19 protein-coding genes are annotated in these 18,558 nt (G+C 73.2%); 10 read left to right on the plus strand and 9 right to left on the minus strand.

What is annotated here, in order from left to right:
• Window positions 1-78: 78 nt before the first annotated feature.
• Both VGI02_RS28175 and VGI02_RS28180 read right to left on the minus strand, forming a co-directional pair.
• Window positions 79-720 carry a winged helix-turn-helix transcriptional regulator gene (locus VGI02_RS28175; protein ID WP_331633239.1) on the minus strand — a complete coding sequence of 214 codons (642 nt, stop codon included), beginning with the start codon at window positions 718-720 and terminating at the stop codon, window positions 79-81.
• Between the two features lie 6 nt (window positions 721-726).
• Entirely contained in the window at window positions 727-1,161 is a 435-nt protein-coding gene (locus VGI02_RS28180) for a VOC family protein (RefSeq protein WP_331633241.1), read from the minus strand.
• 263 nt (window positions 1,162-1,424) lie between these two features.
• Here VGI02_RS28180 and VGI02_RS28185 point away from each other — a divergent pair, with 263 nt between their 5' ends.
• Window positions 1,425-2,597, plus strand: a complete 1,173-nt coding sequence (locus tag VGI02_RS28185) for an RtcB family protein (protein ID WP_331633243.1) — start codon at window positions 1,425-1,427, stop codon at window positions 2,595-2,597.
• A 214-nt stretch (window positions 2,598-2,811) separates the two neighbouring features.
• Window positions 2,812-4,290 carry an alkaline phosphatase D family protein gene (locus VGI02_RS28190; protein ID WP_331633245.1) on the plus strand — a complete coding sequence of 493 codons (1,479 nt, stop codon included), beginning with the start codon at window positions 2,812-2,814 and terminating at the stop codon, window positions 4,288-4,290.
• Between the two features lie 186 nt (window positions 4,291-4,476).
• Here VGI02_RS28190 and VGI02_RS28195 read toward each other — a convergent pair whose 3' ends face one another.
• On the minus strand, window positions 4,477-5,493 hold the full coding sequence (locus tag VGI02_RS28195; RefSeq protein WP_331633247.1) for a helix-turn-helix transcriptional regulator: 1,017 nt from the start codon (window positions 5,491-5,493) through the stop codon (window positions 4,477-4,479).
• Between the two features lie 113 nt (window positions 5,494-5,606).
• Window positions 5,607-6,803 (minus strand): lipase family protein, encoded by a 1,197-nt coding sequence (locus VGI02_RS28200; RefSeq protein ID WP_331633249.1) that lies wholly within the window; start codon window positions 6,801-6,803, stop codon window positions 5,607-5,609.
• A gap of 75 nt (window positions 6,804-6,878) precedes the next feature.
• On the opposite strand from VGI02_RS28200, the gene VGI02_RS28205 reads away from it, so the two are divergent.
• Window positions 6,879-7,103, plus strand: a complete 225-nt coding sequence (locus tag VGI02_RS28205; RefSeq protein WP_331633251.1) for a hypothetical protein — start codon at window positions 6,879-6,881, stop codon at window positions 7,101-7,103.
• 174 nt (window positions 7,104-7,277) lie between these two features.
• On the opposite strand, the gene VGI02_RS28210 is transcribed toward VGI02_RS28205, so the two are convergent.
• Window positions 7,278-7,880: a response regulator transcription factor gene (locus VGI02_RS28210; protein WP_230729948.1), complete on the minus strand. Its 603-nt coding sequence runs from the start codon at window positions 7,878-7,880 to the stop codon at window positions 7,278-7,280.
• Between the two features lie 161 nt (window positions 7,881-8,041).
• Here VGI02_RS28210 and aroQ point away from each other — a divergent pair, with 161 nt between their 5' ends.
• Window positions 8,042-8,500, plus strand: coding sequence for a type II 3-dehydroquinate dehydratase (gene aroQ / locus VGI02_RS28215; RefSeq protein WP_331633253.1), 459 nt, complete (start codon window positions 8,042-8,044; stop codon window positions 8,498-8,500).
• Here the strand turns inward: aroQ and VGI02_RS28220 are convergent.
• Both VGI02_RS28220 and VGI02_RS28225 read right to left on the minus strand, forming a co-directional pair.
• Complete coding sequence (locus VGI02_RS28220; protein WP_331633255.1) at window positions 8,489-9,352, minus strand: alpha/beta fold hydrolase; 864 nt, start codon at window positions 9,350-9,352, stop codon at window positions 8,489-8,491. The genes aroQ and VGI02_RS28220 overlap by 12 nt on opposite strands.
• Window positions 9,353-9,378: 26 nt before the next feature.
• Window positions 9,379-10,740 (minus strand): NAD(P)/FAD-dependent oxidoreductase, encoded by a 1,362-nt coding sequence (locus tag VGI02_RS28225; RefSeq protein WP_331633257.1) that lies wholly within the window; start codon window positions 10,738-10,740, stop codon window positions 9,379-9,381.
• A gap of 196 nt (window positions 10,741-10,936) precedes the next feature.
• Here VGI02_RS28225 and VGI02_RS28230 point away from each other — a divergent pair, with 196 nt between their 5' ends.
• Genes VGI02_RS28230 through VGI02_RS28245 form a run of 4 tightly spaced genes read left to right on the plus strand, consistent with a single transcriptional unit; the run spans window position 10,937 to window position 14,058 of the window.
• Entirely contained in the window at window positions 10,937-12,040 is a 1,104-nt protein-coding gene (locus VGI02_RS28230) for an SDR family oxidoreductase (protein WP_331633259.1), read from the plus strand.
• Window positions 12,041-12,074: 34 nt separating this feature from the next.
• Entirely contained in the window at window positions 12,075-12,926 is an 852-nt protein-coding gene (locus VGI02_RS28235) for a glutamate racemase (protein ID WP_331633261.1), read from the plus strand.
• Between the two features lie 53 nt (window positions 12,927-12,979).
• On the plus strand, window positions 12,980-13,207 hold the full coding sequence (locus VGI02_RS28240) for a three-helix bundle dimerization domain-containing protein (protein ID WP_331633264.1): 228 nt from the start codon (window positions 12,980-12,982) through the stop codon (window positions 13,205-13,207).
• 53 nt (window positions 13,208-13,260) lie between these two features.
• Window positions 13,261-14,058: a polysaccharide lyase family 20 protein gene (locus VGI02_RS28245; RefSeq protein WP_331633335.1), complete on the plus strand. Its 798-nt coding sequence runs from the start codon at window positions 13,261-13,263 to the stop codon at window positions 14,056-14,058.
• Here the strand turns inward: VGI02_RS28245 and VGI02_RS28250 are convergent.
• Window positions 14,055-14,645, minus strand: coding sequence for a TMEM165/GDT1 family protein (locus VGI02_RS28250; protein WP_331633267.1), 591 nt, complete (start codon window positions 14,643-14,645; stop codon window positions 14,055-14,057). The two genes, VGI02_RS28245 and VGI02_RS28250, sit on opposite strands and share 4 nt — an antisense overlap.
• A 516-nt stretch (window positions 14,646-15,161) precedes the next feature.
• Here VGI02_RS28250 and VGI02_RS28255 point away from each other — a divergent pair.
• Window positions 15,162-16,205, plus strand: coding sequence for an alpha/beta hydrolase (locus VGI02_RS28255; protein WP_331633269.1), 1,044 nt, complete (start codon window positions 15,162-15,164; stop codon window positions 16,203-16,205).
• Window positions 16,206-16,230: 25 nt separating this feature from the next.
• Here VGI02_RS28255 and VGI02_RS28260 read toward each other — a convergent pair whose 3' ends face one another.
• The gene (locus tag VGI02_RS28260; protein WP_331633271.1) at window positions 16,231-16,965 is read right to left on the minus strand and encodes a beta-ketoacyl-ACP reductase; all 735 of its coding nucleotides are present in this window, start codon (window positions 16,963-16,965) and stop codon (window positions 16,231-16,233) included.
• Between the two features lie 285 nt (window positions 16,966-17,250).
• Here VGI02_RS28260 and VGI02_RS28265 point away from each other — a divergent pair, with 285 nt between their 5' ends.
• On the plus strand, window positions 17,251-18,516 hold the full coding sequence (locus VGI02_RS28265) for an alpha/beta fold hydrolase (protein WP_331633273.1): 1,266 nt from the start codon (window positions 17,251-17,253) through the stop codon (window positions 18,514-18,516).
• Window positions 18,517-18,558: the final 42 nt, after the last annotated feature.

Below are 18,558 nucleotides of genomic sequence, written 5' to 3' on the forward strand. Positions count from 1 at the left end.
CGCCCCTACCGGCTGATCGACGTCCTCAACGTAGGTCGGGCCCCGCGGCGGCGGGTGCGGTTCCGGGGAACTCGTGGATCAGGCGGCCAGGTGGAACGTGTCCGCGAAGCGGACGAGGAGGTCACCGCGCCCCCGCAGCACCTCGACCACACCGGTCGCGATCGCGCGATCCGGCGCGAGCTCGCCGGAGATGACCCGGCGGATGCCCGGGCCCGCGGCGAAGGCGAGGTCGACCGGTCCGTCCCCGCGCGTCACGTCGAGGGTGGAGCCGTCCACCCGGATGAGCAGCTCGGCGGAACCGAAGCGCGCCTCGTAGGCGGTCGCGGGCAGGGTCGCCGCCACCTGCGGCCGGAAGGCGGTGCGGAGGGACATGGTCATCGAGTCCGGGGTGATGATCTGCTCCTGCCTCGGATCGCCCATGGCCTTGAAGCCCCACGCGCCGAGCGCGAGCACGACGGGCTCGAGCTCGCGGCCGTACGGGGTCAGCTCGTAGATGATGATCCGCGAGCGAGGCGCCCGGCGGATGACGCCCGCGGCCTGCAGTTCCTTGAGCCGCGCCGCCAGGATGTTGGTCGGGATGCGGGGGAGCCCCGCGGCGAGCTCTCCGTAGCGGCGGGGCCCGACCAGCAGATCCCGGACGATGAGCAGGCCCCAGCGTTCGCCCACGAGCTCCAGGGCCCGCGTGACGCCGTCGTACTGGCCGTACTCGCGCGGGGCCATCGGGCCCTAGGCCTGCTGGTTCGCGAAGGCCTCGGGGCCCTCCTCGGCGGCGACCGGGTCCATCCAGCCGAAGTCGATGACGTTGCCGTCGGGGTCGGTGAGCGGCCGCTGGTACATGAAGCCGTAGTCCGCCGGGGCGCCCGGCTCGGCGCCGCCCGCCGCGACGCCCGCGGCCACTGCGGCGTCGACCTCCGCCCGGGTGTCGAGGAAGATCGTGGTCGCCGCGCAGGGGCTGACGGCCGGGTCACCGATCGGCAGCTCGGTCATGGTCTGGAAGAACTCGCGCGTGTGGATCATGAAGTAGTTGTGGCCGTCCTCGACGACGACACAGGCCGCGTTGTGGTCGGTGAACTTCGGGTTGATGGTGAATCCGACCGCTGTGTAGAACGCCTTCGCGCGCTCCATGTCGGTCACCGGCAGGTTGACGAACATCGTGGGCATCGGGGTCTCCCTCGTGTGATCTACTGGGCGAGCGACGTAAGACTTGCAAAAAGCAAGTACCCCGTCAAGACCTCGGATCCCCTGGTCCGAGGCGGGGTCGAGGACGCCTCGGACTCGAGTGAACGGCCGAATGCGATCCCATCGCTTTCTTCTCCCGGTGACGAACCGAGGAGGATGTCGCCGAAAATGAGGGGTGCCGCTCTCCTTGCCTGACTACCGTTCCTCGTTGCCGGCACCGAGCCGACGAGAGGAGATGACACATCGTGGAGCAGATCAGCAAGCGACTTCTGAACTGGGCATCGCTTCTGGACCCGAACGCCCGCGAGCAGGCCGAGCGCGCCTCCACGATGCCGTTCGTCTTTCCGCACATCGCACTGATGCCCGATGCGCACCTCGGTCGTGGCGCCACCGTCGGCTCGGTCATCCCGACCCAGCGGGCGATCATCCCGGCCGCGGTGGGCGTGGACATCGGCTGCGGGATGGCCGCGGTCCGGACCCGGTTCACTCGTGATCACCTGATCGCGAAGGGCTCCCTGGCCCCGCTCCGGGAGGCCATCGAGCGGGCGATTCCGCTCTCGGCCGGCCGCTACAACAACACGGTGGTCGCGACCGCCGAGCCGCGGATCGAGGAGCTGGCGAAGCTCGCCGACAAGGCGCGGTTCGACCCGACGTCGTACGCCAGGAACTGGGAGTCCCAGCTCGGGAGCCTCGGGAGCGGCAACCACTTCATCGAGGTCACGGTCGACGAGCTGGACCGGGTGTGGCTGTTCCTGCACTCGGGCTCGCGGGGCGTGGGCAACAAGATCGCGCAGCGGCACATCAAGGTCGCCCACGAGGCGATGGGCCGCTGGTGGATCGAGCTGCCCGACCCGGACCTCGCCTACCTCGTCGAGGGCACCGACGAGTTCTGGTGCTACATCCGCGAGCTGCGGTGGGCCCAGCACTTCGCGCTGCTCAACCGCGACGAGATGATGGACCGGGTGGTGCGCCAGGTCGGTGAGTTCGTCGGTGAGCCCGTCGACGAGCAGGAGAGGGTCAACTGCCACCACAACTACACCGAGCAGGAGACCCACTTCGGCCGGAAGGTATGGGTCTCCCGCAAGGGCGCCATCAACGCGGAGGAGGGCCGGCCCGGGCTCATCCCCGGCTCGATGGGAACCGCGTCCTACGTCGTGACCGGCAAGGGGTTCGCCCCCAGCCTCCACAGTTCCCCGCACGGTGCGGGACGGGCGTATTCGCGGTCGAAGGCCCGGAAGACCTTCACCGTCGAGCAGCTACGGGAGGCGATGGCCGGGATCGAGTACCGGGACACCGAGGCGTTCCTGGACGAGATCCCGGCGGCCTACAAGGACGTGGACATCGTCATGGCGGACGCCGCCGACCTCGTGGAGGTCCGGCACACGCTGCGTCAGATCGTCAACGTCAAGGGCGAGTGACCGGACGGTTCCGAAGCGCCGATTGGTCCTGCCGACACCGGATGCTCGGCCGCCGGTCGACCCCTGGTCACCCTTTCGGGGCCCGGGCCCGCCATGATCGACGCGCCGTCCACCCCGGGGAGTGCGCGTGCCGACGCCGTCGTCGTCCGCCGTGAGTCGTCGCGCCGTCCTCCTCGGAGGCGCGGCGGGCCTCACGGCCGCCACCGTCAGCAGTGTGGCGGCCGCGCCCGTCGGCAACGCGGGGACGGCTCGGGCCGCAGCCTCGCGCCGCGACGTCTTCACCCTCGGCGTCGCCTCCGGGGATCCGGTCCCGGACGGCGTCGTCCTCTGGACCCGCCTCGCCCGCGACCCGAGGGCGACGAACGGCGGCATGACCGAGCGGGCCGTGGACGTCGACTGGCAGGTCGCCGACGACGAGCGCTTCAGCCGGGTCCGCGCGTCCGGACGGACCCGCACCGGACCGCAGGACGGGTACGCCGTCCACGTCGAGGTCCAGGGCCTGCCGGCGGGCGGGACGTTCTTCTACCGGTTCGGGGCGCTGGGTCGGATCTCGCGCGCCGGGACGACGCGGACGGCCCCGCCTGCGGACGCGCTCGCCCCCCTCGACATCGCGGTGGCGTCGTGCGCGAACTACGAGCACGGCTACTTCACCGCCTACCGGCACATGGCCGAGGAGCGCCCCGACCTCGTCCTCTTCCTCGGCGACTACCTCTACGAGGAGGCGGCGGGCACGTACCGCGCGAAGTCCGGCAACCCGCGCAGCTACGGCGGCCCGGAGGCGACCACCGTCGAGCGGTACCGGCACCGGTACGCCCTGCACCACGCGGACGCCGACCTGCAGGCCGCCCACGCGGCGGCCCCGTGGGTGAGCGTGTTCGACGACCACGAGGTGCAGGACAACTGGGCCGGTGGACACCCGGAGACTCCGCGACCGGACCTCCCCGGGCGTCGCGCCGCGGCGTTCCGCGCCTGGTACGAGAACATGCCGGTCCGGCTCCCCCAGCGCCCGCGCGGCTCGGCGATCCGGTGCTTCCGGCGCCTGGGGTGGGGCGCGACGGCCACGCTGCACATGCTCGACACCCGGCAGTACCGCGACGTCCAGGTCGGGAACGACGCCCGGCGGACCGATCCACGGCGCACCATCACCGGCGGCGCCCAGGAGCAGTGGCTCGTCGACGGCCTCCGCCGCTCGCGGGCCCGCTGGGACGTGCTGGGCCAGCAGGTCTTCTTCTCCCAGCTCGACCTCATGCCCGGCCCGCCACGCGGGTTCAACGGGGACGCCTGGGACGGCTATCCCGTCGAGCGCGACCGCATCGTCGCGAGCTGGCAGCAGGCGCGGGTGCGGAACGCGGTCGTGCTCTCCGGCGACATCCACACCCACTACGTCGCCGACATCCGCGCGGACCACGACGACCCGACGTCGGCGGTGGTCGGGACGGAGCTGGTGTCCAGCTCGATCACCTCCGAGGGCGACGGCTCCGACCACTCGCCCGAGGTCGCCGGGGCGCTCGCCCGCAACCCGCACCTGCGCTACGGCATCGCCCGCCGCGGCTACGTCACCGCGCGCTTCTCGGCCGACCGGCTGGAGGCGGCGGTCCGGGTCGTGGACCAGGTCTCGACGCCGGGCGCGCCGGTACGGACGGCGGCGAGGTTCACGGTCGCGGACCGCGAGCCGGGGTTGCGGGAGACCTGAGCCGGCGGTCCGGATCACGGTCGACGGGCGCCCTCGACACCCCGAGGTACGATCGGGAGGACGGCGCCGGGCTCGTCCCTCGAGCCCGGCGCCCTCCTCTTGCGCCGCCACCACGGGCGCCACCACAACACCCGCGCGGCGAGACCGCGGCGAGATGACCGTGGTCGATCTCGCGATGAGGTGAGCCTAGCCTAACTCTGCGGACGCGCCAACCCTGCCCCCCGAAGTGCCGTCCGCCGCCGACCGACAGCGGGTCGCGAGCGTCCGCAGGGACTCGGCGAGCGCGTCCGGGGACTCGACGTCGAACTCCAGGCCCAGGCCGACGAGCATGATCACGGCTCCCTCGGCGTGGTCGGCCGCGAGGTGCAGCCGGCAGGTGCCGTCGTGGAGGTCGTCGAGGCGGGCCTGGTCGGTCCAGAGGCGCTCACGCACGACGTCGAGAGCGGCGAGCACCCGCACGCGGCAGCGGAAGGCGCGGACGTCGGCGACCTTCGAGGCGACGTAGGCCGCCGGGTCGCCCCCGGGCACCTCGCGCGGGACGAACCGCGGCCCGGTCGCCAGCCCGTCCGGACCGACACGGGGGCGCAGCCGGTCGAGGCGCAGGGTGCGCCAGTCGTCGCGGCCGAGGTCGTGGGCGAGCAGGTACCAGCGCCTGCCCCAGGAGACGAGGTGGTGCGGTTCGACCCGTCGTCGGGTCACGGCACCGTCGTGGGCGGTGTAGTCGAGGTCGAGGACACGGCGGTCACGGCACGCCGCGCCGACCGCGACGAGCGCCACCGGATCGACCGTGGGCATCGCGCGCAGCGGCATCACCGTCGACACCGGCACGGCCGCGACCCGTCGTCGGAGCCGGCTCGGGAGGATCCGCTCCAGCTTGACCAGCGCCCGGACCGCCGCCTCGCCCAGTCCCTCGACGCCGACCCCGCCGGAGCCCGCGGCCGTCTGCAGGGTCACCGCGACCGCGACCGCCTCCTCGTCGTCGAGCAGCAGCGGGGGCAGCGCGGCGCCGGCACCGAGGCGGTATCCGCCGGTCGGGCCGAGATCGACCTCGACCGGGTAGTCGAGGCCGCGCAGCTTGTCGACGTCGCGGCGCACCGTGCGCACCGACACCTCGAGACGCTCCGCGAGCTCCGGGCCGGACCACTCGGGCCGGGTCTGCAGCAGCGAGAGCAGGCGGAGCAGGCGCGCGGACGTCTCGAGCACTCGGCCATCCTCGCGCGGGAGGCGGTCAGGAGGTGACCGGCTCCCACGTCAGCACTGGTCCATTCCTGTCACCTGACGAGCGCAGGGCGCCACTCACTCGTTCCCCGGAGGTCTCAGCAGCTCGACGGCGTCTGCCGGCCCGCGAAGCGCGCGTCGAGGAACGCCACCGCACCGGGGAAGGCGGCCGCCGCACCCGCGACGTGCGTGGGCACCGGGAGCGGCACGAACTGGACCTTCGCGCCCTTGGCGCACCAGCTCCGGACCATGGCCGCGTCCTGGTCGAAGGGGACGATGTCGTCGGCGACCGAGTGCGCCACGAACATCGGGACCTGCGGCGCGGTCGTGCCGATGCGCTGCTCGCCGACCCGGCTGCGGAAGGGCTCGGTCGCGAGGATCTGCGCGAGGGTCTGCCCCTGGCTGGTCAGCGTCGACGAGCGCACGCCCGGGTAGCGGGCGGCGGTGTCGCCGACGCACTGCTCACGCGTCTCGGCCAGGAAGCGCTTCCCGGCCGCATTGAGCTGGTCCGCGACGTGCAGGTCGGGGTATGCGGCGTCGAAGCCGTTGAGCGCGTAGCCGATGAGGCCCGCCGAGGGCGTGCCGTCGAGGGCGGCGCCGGTCGCGGCGAGGTCGGCGGGCACGGCCCCGGCGTAGGCGCCGACGAGGGTACGTGCGACGTCGGGGGCGTAGGACGGCGCGAACTCGGCGGCAGCCGCCGACGCGCCGCCGCCCTGGGAGTAGCCGGCGATCGCGGTGGGCCCGCCGTCGGGGGCACTGCCCAGATCACGGGCGGCCCGCACGGCGTCGAGGACGGCGTGTCCTTCGGCGGCCCGGTTGACGTAGGTGTGCGTGCCGGGGGTGCCGAGGCCCTGATAGTCGGTGACGACGACCGCGTACCCACGCGAGAGCAGGGTCGAGACGAACGCCGACTCGTACTCGGTGCCCGCGGCGAACTGCCGCGAGGGGGCGCAGCGGTCGGCGATGCCCTGGGTGCCGACGGCGTAGGAGATCAGCTTGCGGGGACCCGGCGCCGGCGCGAACGGGACGAGGACGGTGCCCGAGACCGCGGTCGCCCGACCGGCGGTGTCGGTGCTGCGGTAGAGGATCCGCGTGGCGCTCGCGGGCAGCGGCGCGGCGAAGGGCTCCGCGCGGATGACGTCGCCGTTGCCGGCCGGCAACGTGGCCGGTGGCTCGTAGAACGCGTCACCCGACGCGCTGGGCGTGCCGGGCGGGGCAGGAGCTGCGGAGGCCACCGAGGCGCCGAGGCCCAGCAGGGTCAACGTGGTGAACAGCGTCACCAGGAGTCGGCGCACGGGGGAACCGTAGACGTCGATCGTGACCGATCGATCACCGCCCGTGACTCATCAGTGGCCGTACGATCGGTGGCGATGACCGCCACGGCACGCTCGGCCCCGCGCTACAGCTTCGAACGCGACAACCGCTACCTCGTCACCGTCGTGGACGACGACGGCGGACGCCAGGACCATCGGCTCGACGCCTACCAGGGCTGGCTCGCCGGCCCGGACGGCATCCGGCACCGCTTCGGCGTGCACCGCCGGGCGCGCACCGAGATCCGCGACGATCGCATCGCGTCCACCGTCGGCCCGATGTAGCCGCTCAGGAGCGCTGCCCCGCAGGGGACACGACCGGCCTTCCCCGGCCGGCCGCGCCCCCGCGCCGCTCCCGGCGATGTGACGTCGGAACCGTCCCACCGTCGACCCGACCCTCGTCCGACTCCGCCGCCTCCGACTCGGCGGGTCGTCCCGGCCCGGTCCCCGGTCCGCGGCTCAGCTGACGAGACCGCAGCGGAAGCCCTGGGCCACCGCCTGCGCGCGGTCCGACGCCGAGAGCTTGCGGAACAAGCGGCGCGCGTGGGTCTTGACGGTGTCCTCGGACAGGTAGAGCTCGCGCCCGATCTGCCCGTTGCTCTTGCCCTGGCTCATCCCGCGCAGGACCTGCATCTCGCGCTCGGTGAGGTTGATGCCCGCGCCCGGCTCCGAGGCGGAGCGCTGGGCCGGGAAGACGTCCCCCATGGTGGTGCTGGCGAGGGCGGCCACGAGCTCGGGTCGCGAGGCGTCCCAGCGCAGGTAGCCGCGGGCCCCGCCCGCGATGGCGGAGGCGATGCTGCCCGCGTCGTCGGGAGCCCCGAAGACGATGACGTTCGCCTGGTGGTGGGCGGCGACGAGGCGGCGGGTGGCCTCCGCGCCCGAGCTGACCGCGCGCTGGGTGCCGACGAAGACGACGTCGACGGGCTGGCGCGCGTAGCGGGCGAGCAGGTCCTCGGCGGTGGCCACGCAGTCGATGCGCTGCACGCCGGGCACGGCCGACATGACGCGGGTCAGACCTTCGCGGACACTGCGCCGGTCGTCGCAGATCAGAACCGTCCTCATTCAGACTCCACTTCCCGGTGGCGGTCCCGATCGGGGTCGGGACCGACTGATTGGCTGGCGGCCCACGGTGGGCGCTGTCCTTCTATCGGCGTCCCCGGGCGAGACCTTGACCCTCGAATAACACCCCTGTTGTTATCGCTACGTGATGGAGTGGAGACCCGATGTCGCAAAATCGTGATGCTGAACGGCCGTGTCGGGTGCTCCTGCTGCACGGACCCAACCTCAACCTGCTCGGGCGACGCGAGCCCGGGGTCTACGGCACGACGACGCTCGCCGACGTCGACGCGCGCTGCCGGGAACTGGGGGCTGAGCTGGGGCTGCAGGTCGACCCGCGCCAGAGCAACCACGAGGGCGTGCTCATCGACGCCGTGCAGGAAGCCATGACGGACTTCGACGCCGTCGTGATCAACCCGGGCGGATACACCCACACCTCGGTGGCCCTGCGCGACGCGCTCGCGACGCTCCCGGTGCCGGTGGTCGAGGTCCACATCTCGAACGTGCACGCCCGGGAGCCGTTCCGACACCACTCGTACGTGTCACCGATCGCGACCGCCGTGATCGCCGGCGCGGGGGTGCTCGGCTACGAACTGGCCCTGCGGTACTGCGCCTCAGCGATGTGAGCGCAACGCCTCCAGCTCGTCGTGGAGCAGCTCCGGGAACTGCAGCGGCAGGAAGTGGGTGCCCGGCAGCCGGACGAGGCGCGCGCCCCGGACGTGGTCGGCGAGCGCCACCATCTCCTCGACCGGCGCCATCGTGTCGAACTCGCCCGCCACCACGGTGACCGGCACACGGACCTCCTCGACGGGGATCGGCGGCTCCTCCCCCGCCGCGAGCACCATCCGGGAGAACCAGGTCCAGTCGTGGTGGGAGAACTCCCGGGCGACCTCGGCGAGGGTCTGCAACGGCCCGGGCGTCCAGGACGCCACCCCGGACGCGTCGAGCCCCCGCGGCAGCAGCGAGATCAACCCCGCCACCGGGGGCCCGACCACCCGCAGCGACCACGCGCTCGCCCTGGCCACCCCACGCGAGAGCACCTCGGGGGTCCACGACGGGCCGCCGCGGAACCCGCCGCCCGCCACCCCGCCGAGCACGAGCAGCGACGCGATCCGCCCCGGTGCCCGGCGCGCGGCCTCGAACGCCACCGCCACGCCGACCGACCACCCGACGACCGTGGCCCGTTCGATCCCGGCCGCGTCCATCACCGCGAGCATGTCGTCGACGTGGTCGGCGATCCGGATCCGGTCCGGGTCGGCGGGCCGTTCGGAGCCGCCCAGGCCCCGGTGGTGCCACGTCACCGCCCGCGGCGTCCCCGGGCCCGGATGCCCGTCACCGCCCAGGAACGGCCAGGCCGCGGGGCTGGCGCCGAGCCCGTTCGAGATCACCACGGGAGGGCTGGAATCGTCCGCGCACCCGTTGTCCCACCAGCGGATCCGGGTGCCGTCGGGCGCGACGACGTCGTCGAGGCGGGGCATCCCGCCAGGCTAGCGACGGCGCCGGGTCAGGAGGTTCGCGCGCGGTCGCGGATCTCCTCGGCCGACAGGTAGGCGTCGGCGCTCTCGAAGTCCTCGACGGTGCCCTTGCGCCCGGACAGGAACCCGATCCGGATGAACTCGTCCCCGCCGAACAGGTGCAGCACCCAGTTCGCGATCACCCGCAGCCGCGTACGCGTGAGCGGCAGCGCGAACACGTGGTAGCCACGGGTCACGACCTGCGCCAGGGCGCCGGTCAGCTGGATCCCGAGCGGGTGCGCCACCGCCTGGGTGCCGCCGAGGTCGACGACGAGGCCCAGGTCGTGATGCTTGTAGTCGCGCAGCCGCCCGCCGTGCAGCGAGGCGACGACGTTCTCGGCGGCCGTGGACGCCATGCGCGAGGCGTGCTGGGCGGTCGGCGGGCAGATCGCGTCGGCGTCGTCCTGGGTGAGGTCGGGGACCGCCGCGCAGTCACCGAGCGCGAACACCCGGTCGTGCCCGGGCACGCGCAGATCCGCGCCGACCTTCAGCCGCCCCCGGACGAGGTCGGCACCGAGGTTCTTGACCAACGGGCTCGACGTCACCCCGGCCGTCCACACGAGCGTGCGGGTCGGGAGGACGGTTCCGTCGGTGAGGGTCACCTCCTGGTCGGTGACCTCCTCGACCCCGGTCTCGAGCTTGATCTCGATCCCGCGGCGGCGGAGCAGGTCCAGGGCCTGCTCGCCCAGGCGCTGCCCCAGTTCGGGCATGAGCCGCGGCGCGATGTCGACGAGCGTCCAGCGGACCAGGCCGGGGTCCAGCCGGGGGAAGCGCTTGAGGGCCGACTCGGTGAGCAGCTGCAGGCAGGCGGCCGTCTCGGTGCCCGCGTAACCCCCGCCGACCACCACGAACTGGCAGCGCGCGGCGCGCTCGGCGTCGTCGGTGGAGGCGTTGGCGAGCTCGAGCTGGGAGATGACGTGATCGCGCAGGTAGGCGGCCTCGGCGAGGTTCTTCATCCCGAGCGCGTGCTCGTCGAGCCCCGGGATGTCGAACTTGCGGGTGACGCTGCCCGGCGCCAGCACGAGGCGGTCGTAGGGCAGGTCCACGACGTCCCCGGAGATCTTGCGGACGATGCAGGTGGAGCGCTCCAGGTCGACCCCGACGACGCTGCCGGGCAGCCGGTGGGCGCGCTTGATCGCCCGCGGCAGCGACACCGTCACCGCCTGGGTCGTGATCACGCCCGACGCGACCTGCGGCAGCAGCGGGAGGTAGAGCATGTAGTCGTTCGGGCTGACCACGACGACCTCGACCTCACCCTGGTCGATCTCGGTGCGCAGCGTGCTCTCCAGGTGCTTCACGCACTCCAGGCCGGCGAACCCCGCACCGACCACGACGATCCGTTCCGCGGCCATCGGAGACCTCCCGTCCCGTTTGCGTCGCACGACGCCCACATCACACACCGACGGGGGCCCCGCCGTCGCTCCTGCGGCGCAAGATGCCCCGCGGCGTCCGTGATGACACCCTCTGGGCGCCTCTCGGCCCTGCTGTGCTGCGACTCACGGCGACCGGAGAGCTCGACGATCCGACCGAGGAGGAGGCGCGTTCCGCGTGAGTGCCGTGCTGTTCACCGGGTTCCCGGGCTTCCTGGGCTCGTCCCTGCTGCCGCGCACGCTGCGCCGCGAGCCGGACGCCCGGGCCATCGCGCTCGTGCAGCGGCGCTGGCTGGGACGGGCCCGGGAGGCGCTCACCGAGATCGAGCGGGACGACCCGACGATCGCGGGGCGCACCGATCTCGTCGTCGGGGACATCACGACGCCGGGCCTCGGGCTCGACGACGCCGTCCGGGCGCGACTGCTCGACGGCCCTCTGGAGATCTTCCATCTCGCCGCGGTGTACGACCTGTCGGTCGCGGCCGAGATCGCGTGGCGGGTCAACGTCGACGGCACCCGCCACGTCGTGGACCTCGCGCGGGCCGCCGCCGGGGGTGCCGGGCTGCGACGCCTCCAGTACGTCAGCACCTGCTACGTCTCCGGCCGCTACGACGGACTCTTCTTCGAGGACGACCTCGAGCTCGGCCAGGGTTTCGCGAACCACTACGACCACACCAAGCACGAGGCCGAACGGGTCGTCGCGAAGGCCCGGGACGCCGGGCTCCCGGTGACGATCTACCGGCCGTCGGTGGTGGTGGGCGACTCGGTCACCGGCCGGACCGCGAAGTTCGACGGCCCCTACTACGTCCTGCAGCTGCTGCTGCGCCAGCGCGGCACCGCGTTGATGCCGCTGCCGCGCGGCGCCGAGCGGGTCGTGTTCAACCTGGTGCCCTCGGACTTCGTCGTGGACGCGATCGCGGCGCTCGCCGGGTACGACGGCGCACGGGGCCGCACCGTCGCGCTCGCCCAGCCCGACCCGCCGTCGGTGACGCGGATGTGCGAGGCGTTCGCCGAGCAGGCGGGCAGGCGGCTGCGGGCCGTGCCGATGTCGACCGGCCTGGCCGCCTTCGGCATCGACCACGTGCCCGGCGTCGGGCGGCTCTTCAAGGTGCCCTCGAGCACGCTGGAGTACCTCACCCACCCGACGCTCTACGACACGACGGCGACCACGTCCCTCCTCGCCGAGGTCGGGGTGGCCTGTCCGTCGTTCGCCGAGCACGTCGGCCCGATGGTCGAGTTCTTCCGGGCCCACCCGGACGTCGGCAGCGCCGCGATGGTCTGAGCTCCGCCGCCACGGGCCCGGGTACGCTCGCGCCGTGCCTGGGAGCGGGACACGGATCGCGCTGATCGACTCCGGGCTCGGCATGCTCCCGACCGCCGGCTGGCTGCGCCAGCTGCGCCCGGACGCCCACCTGGATCTGCTCATGGACCCGGCGGGGATGCCGTGGGGCCCACGCCCCGCCGAGTGGATCGTCGAGCGGGTGCTGCGGGCCGCGCGGCTCGCCGTGGCCCGGGGCGCCGACGTCGTCGTGGTCCCCTGCAACACCGCGAGCGTCACCGCGCTGGTGCCGCTGCGGGCCGAGCTGGAACCCGGCCGGCCCGTCGTCGGGACCGTCCCCGCCGTGAAGCCGGCCGCGGCCTCCGGCGAGCCCTTCGGGATCTGGGCGACCGAGGGGACGAGCGCCAGCGCGTACCAGGCCGACCTGGTCGCCCTCTTCGCCGCGCCCGGGCAGGCCACCGCCGTGCCGTGCCCCGGGCTGGCCGCCGCGGTCGAGGCCGCCGAGCCGGGCGCGGTCGCGGCCGCCGTCGGCGTCGGGGCGTCCCGCACCCCGGGCGGCACGCACGGCATCGTCCTGGGCTGCACGCACTACCCGCTGGTCTCCGACGCCATCGCGGCCGCCCTGCCCGGGGTCCGGCTCTACGACAGCTCGCGCGCGGTGGCCGGCCAGGCGCTGCGCCGACTCGGGCTCGAGCCCGCCCCGGCCGCCGACCCGGCGGGCGTCTCGGTCCTGCTCTCCGGTGACGAGGGGGACATGCCCGACACCGCGCTCGCCTACCCGGTCGGGGCCGCGCTCGCCGCCGCGGGCCCGGTCGACGCCGCCCTGCTGCCGCCCCCGGTGCGCGACGACGGGCTGGCCGAGGCGGGGGTCCACGTCCGCCGACTGTGAAGTCCTCGACGAATCTCTGGTGCGCGATCGACCGAGGTCGTTGAATGTCGTGCATGACCGAGGGCTCGACCACCACCGCTGCCCACGACAACGACGTCGCGCTGCGCACCGAGACCGAGGAACGACTGGTCGCCCGCTACGTCGAGCACGGCGTGGCACCGGACACGGTGCGGGGCGCCGTCGCGGAGGCGTGGGAGCGGCTCGGCGGCGCCCGCATCCGCACCTTCCTGCCGATCCTCGTCGAGCGCTCGGTGCGCCTGCGGCTCTCCGGCCCCGCCTGAAGCTCCCGGGCCGACCCGGCGCTCACCGGCGGCTCCGTAGTCTCGATCCGGTGATGGTCCGATCCCGGGCGCCCCGGGTGCTCGCCGTGGTCGTGGCGGTCGTGACCGCCCTGCTGCTGGCCGCGTGCTCGACCGGCGGCCGGTCGTCGTCGGGAAGCGGGTCGTCGTCGGGCCCCACCGGCGACGGCGTCCTGTGGCGGTCGGGGACCGACGCCGCCTCGGTGCTCGACACCTACCGCAGCACGCCGTGGAACACCGAGGACGCCGACGACCCGAAGGCGGTGCAGAGCCCCGACGTGCCCGGCCGGGCCGCGGTGGAATACACCGTCCCCGGCGGCGGCACCCGCTCGGAGCTCGAACCGGCCTACCGGAGCTTCCGCGAGGGCGACGAGAAGTGGTTCGGGTTCGCGCTGTACCTGGACCGCGACTTCCCCGTGGACACCTCGGACTGGCAGGTCGTCGCGCAGTGGAAGAACTCGGGCGACGGCAGCCCGCCGCTGTCGATCCAGGTCCACGACGGCACGTTCGTCCTGGAGGGCGGCGAGCAGATCGGCAAGCACTGGCAGCGCGTCATCGGGCCGGCGAAGGCCGGGGCACGCACCGACCTGGTCATGCGCGTGCACTTCTCCTCCGACCCCGACGAGGGCGCGGTCGACGTCTCGATGAACGGCAAGCAGGTGGTCTCGGACTACCGGCCGCGCGGCGGGACGCTCTACCCCGACGAGGTGTCTTACCTCAAGACCGGGCTCTACCGGTCCTCCGACATCGGCGACGACGGCACCGTCTACTACGACGACGTCGTCATCGCCTCCGACCGGGACGCGGCGGCCACGCTCGCGAGCTCGTCCTAGAGGAACGCCTCCACCGCGAGCCACGCGCCGAAGGCGAAGAAGAGCACCGCGGCCCCGACCCGGATCAGCTTCTCGGGCAGGCTGCGGCCGAGCAGCCGGCCCGCCGCGATCGCCAGCCCGTCGGCGATGACCATGCCGACCGTCGAGCCGGCCCAGACCCCGACGACGCCGCCCCAGCCGTCGTACTGGGTGGCGAGGGTGATCGTGGCGAGCATCGTCTTGTCGCCGAGCTCGGCGAGGAAGAACGCCACCGACGCCGCGAGGACCGCCGAGCCGCCGGAGCGCCGCGCCTTGTGCTGCTCGTCGGAGGTCAGCACGTCTCCGCGCAGCGTCCACAGCCCGAAGCCGAGGAACGCGACCGCGGCCGCGAGGTTGATCCAGAACGTGGGCAGCGAGGCGCCGAGCAGGTAGCCGACCCCGACGGAGACCGCGTGCACCACGGCCGTCGCGACCGTGATGCCGCTCAGCACCGGCAGCGCCCGGTAGCGCGTCGCGAAGGTGAGGGCCATCAGCTGCGACTTGTCGCCGAGCTCCGCCACGAAGATCACGGCGAAGCTGACGGCCAGTGCAGCCAGGAAGATGCCCACGAAGGTCCTCTCGTCCCCCGGGCGGACCGGAGGGCGCAGGGACGTCTCCGGCCCGACCCGTGTGTTCAACGGATCGGCACCGAAGGTCTCGCCCGCCACCGGGAACCGGTGGCCGCCGCGACCGGATGGCCCACCCCGGCGGACCGGGGCGGCGATCAGTGTGTCGACCGCGGCGTTGGGAGCTACTCCCCTTCGTTCGCGGCGAGATTAGCACTCCCGCTCTCCGGGGGGCCGCCCGTCGCGGTGTGGATCACGCCGCGACCCGCTCGTCGACCGGTCACGGCGTGTCCTCCCGCCGACATGCCGCCACCCTCTCGGGCGAATGGACATCGACGACCGATCACCGAGCGCCCACGATCGTGGCGTCCGGATGTGCTGGTCTCGTGAGCCGGCGCACGTCATGATCGGGCGCACGGCCACGATCGGAGTAATGGCACTCTGGTCCACCGCCGAACGGGTCCCGTCAGGACGGTCTCGTTCGGACCGGGAGCGAACGGACGTCCGAGAGGAGGCGTGATGCCGGGTCCGACGCTGCGTCCGGCGGCACGCACCGCCGCGCACCAGGTCGACGGCCCCCCGGCGGGGCCCGTCGAGATCGACGTCCGCACGCGCCTGTTCAGTTGGATCACCGACCGGGCGGGCCTCATCGCGATCAGCCGCATGAGCGCCGAGGACCTCGCCCGGGCCCGCGGCAGGCGGATGACCCACAACATGGTCACCTCGCGGGTCTTCGGCCCGATGCCGCCGGACGTCTCGCTCACCGACCTGCGCATCGCCGCGGACGGGGGCCCGCTGACGCTGCGGCTCTACCGGCCGCACGGGCCGCTGCCCCCCGGGCGCCGGCCCGAGGACGGCCTGCCGATCGTGGTCAACTACCACGGCGGCGGAGGGTCCCTGGGCAATCTCGACCAGTCCGACTGGCTGTGCGCCCACGTCGCGGCCCGGGTCGGCGCCCTCGTCGTCTCCGTGGACTACCGCCTCGCCCCCGAGCACCCCTACCCGGCGGGGCGCGACGACGGGTACGCCGCGCTGTGCTGGGTGGTGCGCCACGCCGACGCCCTGGGCGGCCGGGCCGACCGCATCGCCGTCATGGGTGACAGCGCGGGCGGCAACCTCGCCGCGGTGGTGTGCCTGCTCGCCCGCGAGGCCGGGCCCGTCATCGACGCGCAGGTCCTGCTCTACCCCGTCGTCGACCTCACCTTCCACGCCCCCTCGACGACGGCGTTCGAGCGCGGGCCGATGCTCACCCGGGCCGACATGGACGTCTTCCGCACCAACTATCTCGGCGAGGACGGCGATCCCGGCGACCCGTTCTGCTCCCCGCTGCTCGCCCCGGACCACCGGGACCTGCCGCCTGCCCTGGTGATCACGGCCAAGGTGGACCCGCTGCACGACGACGGCGTGGCCTACGCCCACCGTCTGCGCGACGCGGGGGTCTCCACCCGGCACACCGACCACGCCCGCGCGGTGCACGGCTTCATCTGCTTCCCCGGGATGTGCCGGGCGGCGGGCGAGGCCCTCCTCGAGATCTGCGACGAGCTGACCGCGCGGTTGTCCTGACGGGCCCGGCCCGCCGGGACCGGCCTCACATGTAGAGGCCGCCGTTCACCGAGTAGACCTGCCCGGTGATGTAGGACGACTCCGGGTCGGCGAGGAACTCGACGACCCGGGCCACCTCGTCGGGCTGGCCGAGCCGGCCGGCCGGGACCTGGGCGACGATCGCGTCGATGGCCTTCTGCGGCACCCCGGCGACCATGTCGGTCTCGATGTAGCCCGGCGCGACGCAGTTCGCCGTGATCCCCTTCTTCGCGCCCTCCGAGGCCAGCGACATCGTCAGCCCGAACAGGCCGGACTTCGTGGCGGCGTAGTTCGCCTGCCCGGCGTTCCCGCGCTCGCCGATCACCGAGGAGATCGAGACGATCCGGCCGTTGCCGCGCTCCCGCATCTGCGTGAAGACGAGGTGGGACATGTAGAACGTGCCGGAGAGGTTGACCTGGATGACCTTGTCCCAGTCGTCGACCTCCATCTTGTGCATCATCTTGTCGGCCGTGATGCCCGCATTGTTGACCAGGATGTCGATGCGCCCGTGCTGGTCGTAGACCTCCTGCACCACGCGCTCGCAGTCCTCGCGCGACCCGATGTTGCCCTGGTGGATGCTCATCCCTGGGTACTTCTCGGCGAGCTCCGCGGCGGTCTCGCGGTCGCTGGAGTAGCCGACCGCGACCTTCACCCCCCGGTTCGCGAGCCGCTCGGAGATCGCCTTGCCGATCCCGCGGGCGCCGCCCGTCACCACTGCCACCTGTCCGGTCATGTCGGCCATCGCCCGGGCTCCCCTCGCTCGCGTACGCCCGCCCGTCCGCGACGCGGCGCGAGAATCGACGTGCCCGTCCGTGTCCGGGGTCACACCCGATCCGGCGATCCGCGACACATCCGTGACTCGATCCCCTCCATACGGCCCGTCCGGCCCCCTCCGTCCGGAGTCATCGACGCCGTTGCGAACTATGTCGAGCAGACCTACGGTCGACCGAGCAGCCGGCGGCGTCGCCGGGGCCCGCTCCTGGGCTCCCGGGGCCCGCAGCCCCCGCGCTGCGCGAGGAGGGACCCCATGACGACGGCACACGCTCCCCACGAGGCCCCCGAGCAGGACCTGCCCGGTGCCCCGGACGCGCCGACCCTGGACCCGGTGGACCCGGCGGCCTACCTGCGCTCCTTCCGCGGCGAGACGCTGCTGAAGGCGACGACCGCCCTCACCGAGGGCAGCGCCTATGTGACCACCCGCGCGCTCGCCCAGGCCGCCACCCCGCACCGCAACGTCTGGGACGCCGCCCGTTGGTGGCGCCACGTCCTCGGGCGTCGGCACCCGTCGTGGTCGACCGAGCACACGATCGTCTGGGAGTCGCCGGTCGCGCGGCTGCGCGACTTCACCGCCGGCGCCACCGACGACGTGGTGCCCACCCTCGTGCTGCCGCCGCAGGCCGGGCACGACTCCTGCATCGTCGACTTCGCGCCCACGCAGTCCCAGATGCAGGTGATCCGCCAGGCCGGGCTGACCCGGGCCTTCACCCTGGACTGGGTGGGCGCGACCCGGGCGACCAAGGACACGACGGTCGAGGACTACGTCGCGATCGTCGACCGCGCGGTGGACAGCGCGACCGCGGGCACCGGGCACACCTCGGTGAACCTCGTGGGCGACTGCCAGGGCGGATGGCTCTCGGCGATCTACGCGGCGCTGCACCCGGACCGCATCAACACCCTGACCCTGGCCGGTGCCCCGATCGACTTCCATGCCGGTGACACCGCCATCGGCGCGTCGTCGCGGGTGCTGTCCCGCCGCTTCGGGACGATGCCCTACCGCGCGATGGTGGCCATGGGCCGGGGCAACATGCCCGGGCAGTTCGTGCTGAACGGCTTCATCGCGATGAGCCCGGACGCCGAGATCGCCAAGCACGTCGACCTGCTGCGCCACCTCGACGACCCGGCCGCGGTGGCGCGCTACCAGACGTTCGAGGACTGGTTCAAGCACACGCAGGACGTGCCCGGCGCGTTCTACCTCTGGCTCGTCGAGCACCTCTTCGCCGGCAACGAGCTGATCACCGGCGACCTGGTGGTCGGGGGCGAGCGCGTCGACCTCGCCGCGCTGGACTGCCCGCTGTTCCTGCTCGGCGGCGCCACCGACCACATCACGCCCCCGGTGCAGGTGTTCCGCGCCGCGGACGGCGTGTCGACCCCGGCGGACCGGGTGTGGACCCGGACCGCGCCCGGCGGCCACCTCGGGCTGTTCATGGGGAACCAGGCGCTGCGCCACGAGTGGCCCCCGCTCATGTCCGAGGTCGCCCGCTTCTCGGGGGTCGCCGCGTCGAGCGCGGCGTGAGTGCAAGGGATCTGAACCGATCCTCGTGACCTGTCGTGCAGG

The organism is Actinomycetospora sp. (genome assembly GCF_036497245.1).
In the GTDB taxonomy this organism is placed as follows: Bacteria; Actinomycetota; Actinomycetes; order Mycobacteriales; family Pseudonocardiaceae; genus Actinomycetospora.

What these genes read in the sequence shown, in the direction of transcription:
- VGI02_RS28175 (WP_331633239.1), bottom strand. Translation starts at nt 720, where the DNA reads ATGGCCCCGCGCGAGTACGGCCAGTACGACGGCGTCACGCGGGCCCTG.
- VGI02_RS28180 (WP_331633241.1), bottom strand. Translation starts at nt 1,161, where the DNA reads ATGCCCACGATGTTCGTCAACCTGCCGGTGACCGACATGGAGCGCGCG.
- VGI02_RS28205 (WP_331633251.1), top strand. Translation starts at nt 6,879, where the DNA reads ATGACCGCCACGGCACGCTCGGCCCCGCGCTACAGCTTCGAACGCGAC.
- VGI02_RS28210 (WP_230729948.1), bottom strand. Translation starts at nt 7,880, where the DNA reads ATGAGGACGGTTCTGATCTGCGACGACCGGCGCAGTGTCCGCGAAGGT.
- aroQ (WP_331633253.1), top strand. Translation starts at nt 8,042, where the DNA reads ATGTCGCAAAATCGTGATGCTGAACGGCCGTGTCGGGTGCTCCTGCTG.
- VGI02_RS28220 (WP_331633255.1), bottom strand. Translation starts at nt 9,352, where the DNA reads ATGCCCCGCCTCGACGACGTCGTCGCGCCCGACGGCACCCGGATCCGC.
- VGI02_RS28225 (WP_331633257.1), bottom strand. Translation starts at nt 10,740, where the DNA reads ATGGCCGCGGAACGGATCGTCGTGGTCGGTGCGGGGTTCGCCGGCCTG.
- VGI02_RS28240 (WP_331633264.1), top strand. Translation starts at nt 12,980, where the DNA reads ATGACCGAGGGCTCGACCACCACCGCTGCCCACGACAACGACGTCGCG.
- VGI02_RS28245 (WP_331633335.1), top strand. Translation starts at nt 13,261, where the DNA reads ATGGTCCGATCCCGGGCGCCCCGGGTGCTCGCCGTGGTCGTGGCGGTC.
- VGI02_RS28255 (WP_331633269.1), top strand. Translation starts at nt 15,162, where the DNA reads ATGCCGGGTCCGACGCTGCGTCCGGCGGCACGCACCGCCGCGCACCAG.
- VGI02_RS28260 (WP_331633271.1), bottom strand. Translation starts at nt 16,965, where the DNA reads ATGGCCGACATGACCGGACAGGTGGCAGTGGTGACGGGCGGCGCCCGC.
- VGI02_RS28265 (WP_331633273.1), top strand. Translation starts at nt 17,251, where the DNA reads ATGACGACGGCACACGCTCCCCACGAGGCCCCCGAGCAGGACCTGCCC.